This is a genomic window from Vibrio sp. 1167, from assembly GCF_033340375.1.
In the GTDB taxonomy this organism is placed as follows: domain Bacteria; phylum Pseudomonadota; class Gammaproteobacteria; order Enterobacterales; family Vibrionaceae; genus Vibrio; species Vibrio alginolyticus.
Window position 1 is genome coordinate 1 of record NZ_JAWOWK010000115.1, and the last position, 1,066, is coordinate 1,066.

Annotated in this window: 2 protein-coding genes; both read right to left on the reverse strand. The window is 49.2% G+C overall.

Translation table 11 applies throughout. The annotated features are described in order from the left end of the window. Nucleotides 1-203: 203 nt before the first annotated feature. Nucleotides 204-551, reverse strand: a complete 348-nt coding sequence (locus R7Z78_RS24755) for a hypothetical protein (RefSeq protein ID WP_005464009.1) — start codon at nt 549-551, stop codon at nt 204-206. Nucleotides 552-560: 9 nt separating this feature from the next. Further along, on the reverse strand, nt 561-1,066 hold a 506-nt coding region (locus R7Z78_RS24760), incomplete at its 5' end, for a proprotein convertase P-domain-containing protein (RefSeq protein ID WP_169643745.1).

A 1,066-nucleotide genomic window follows, 5' to 3' on the forward strand; every position in this document is an offset into this window, starting at 1 on the left:
ATCTTGGCTTTGCAAACACAACATTCAGTGATGCTGACTTCGGCGCGGTAGGTATCCTACTTGGTTTGATTGTTCGCTAAGTTTTCTCTCTGATGAATGCGGAATTAGGCTCGTCGGCATTCATCTCTGAGAGGCTTTAGCCGTAGAAAACACTCAAAAAAAACGCCCCTCACGTGAGGGGCGTTTTTCTTATTGAGGCTATCTTATTGGGACAGCAACTTTCTCGTTGGTTCTTGCTCGGTGTACTCAACCGCATCGCTGGTGGAAAGCTTGTCGACATCTTCTTGAGAGCCGGTTACTACCAACACTTGCTGTTTCACCAAAGCATCGACCACTTCAAGGTTGTTGTGACGAAGAAGCGCTCTCACTTCGCTTTCTTTCCCTTTGTGATATTTCACAAAATAGCGAGCCGGTTGTTGCTCTGCACTTGTTGGACGCTCATCCACAAGAGGAAAGCCTTGGTTGTTGGCAAGGCTGGTGGCGCTCATGCCAATCGCCAATAGCGCGGTCAAACTCCCCGCCGTTACGGAAAGTAAGGTCAGCTTCTTCATAGTCACTCCTTATTGAAATGTCAGAGACCAACTGTTGATTGTACCTGTGTCTCTTCTGGCACTGTCGACGGCTTTTAGTTCCCAAGAACCTTGCGATTCAAAACCAGAGAAATCAACTTGGAAAGTGGTTTTGATATCGTTAGCGCTGCCGCCAGTATTGTCGTGAAGCACGACTTGTCCACCTGTCGGTGAAGTCAGAGTCACTCGTAGGTCACCGATGTAAGTATGGCTAATATCTACGTCAATGCTTACAGTACCTGAGTCGCCAGTGCGATCGACATTCAGTGCGCTGATGGCACCAGAGGTTTTGTTGTCAGGAATCGCAACAGGGTTAGTGTTTGAGTAGCTAGAATCTGCAGAGCTACCGCCACCGTCAGGACCATTACAGCCCGCATCCAAGAACAGCTTCGCCGCTTCCGCATTCACTAGGCCGTGACCTGTGCGGTTATCTCGACCTGCAACATCAATGTCTGTCGCGGTTTTGATCAACGCGTTACGTACTTGCGCTGCGGTAC

Coding starts and splice junctions, on each gene's coding strand:
- R7Z78_RS24755 (WP_005464009.1), bottom strand. CDS start 551: ATGAAGAAGCTGACCTTACTTTCCGTAACGGCGGGGAGTTTGACCGCG.